The organism is Bacillus sp. LR--39 (assembly GCF_053613335.1).
Genome location: NZ_JBSIOT010000556.1, coordinates 1 through 866 on the forward strand (window position 1 = coordinate 1; position 866 = coordinate 866).

Sequence of the window (866 nt, forward strand, 5' to 3'; positions counted from 1 at the left end):
GTTGCGATCTCACAGTTGAGCGCCATAGCGGCTTTCATTGCGAATTCAACGGCTTCTTTGTTCAGAACAGGCAGGACGCCCGGATATCCGAGGTCAATAACGCTTGTCTGCGTATTCGCCTCCGCGCCGAATGGCGTTGGAGAGCTTGAGAAAATTTTTGATTTTGTTTTTAACTCAACGTGGACTTCAAGTCCGATTACCGTTTCAAAGTTCAATTCTTTTCACCCCTTACAGTTCAGGTTTTGCTTTATGATGGTCTGTCGCTTGTTCAAATGCATGAGCAACGCGGTATACAGTGCTTTCATCAAAGTGTTTTCCGATGATTTGCAGGCCGAGCGGAAGACCGTCTGCTAAACCGCATGGCACGCTGATTCCCGGTACGCCGGCAAGGTTGACCGGAATCGTTAAGATATCGTTTGCGTACATTGTGAGCGGATCCTTCGTGTTTTCACCGATTTTAAACGCAGGTGTCGGTGTAGTCGGTCCAACAATAACATCATATTTTTCAAATACGTCTTCGAAATCCTTCTTAATCAACGTACGCACTTTTTGCGCTTTTTTGTAGTACGCATCGTAGTAGCCTGAGCTTAAAGCAAACGTTCCAAGCATGATGCGGCGTTTGACTTCATTTCCAAAACCTTCAGCGCGCGTTTGCTTGTAAAGGTCGATCAGGTTATCCGCATTGTCTGTGCGGTAGCCGTAGCGGATGCCGTCAAAGCGTGCAAGGTTCGCTGACGCTTCAGAAGATGACAGCAGGTAATATGTCGCAAGCGCGTATTTACTGTGCGGAAGAGACACTTCTTCCCATGTAGCGCCGAGACCTTCAAGGACTTTCAGCGCTGCCAAGACAGATTCTCTCGCTTCTT

At 47.7% G+C, this 866-nt stretch carries 1 protein-coding gene and 1 pseudogene; both read right to left on the reverse strand.

Going from position 1 to position 866, the window contains the following annotated elements; translation table 11 throughout:
* Positions 1 to 215 (reverse strand): annotated as a pseudogene (locus ACWHAR_RS24855) (Asp-tRNA(Asn)/Glu-tRNA(Gln) amidotransferase subunit GatB); the annotation flags it as partial.
* Positions 216 to 228: 13 nt separating this feature from the next.
* Positions 229 to 866: amidase family protein (locus tag ACWHAR_RS24860; RefSeq protein ID WP_452088154.1), on the reverse strand; the 638-nt coding region annotated here is incomplete at its 5' end.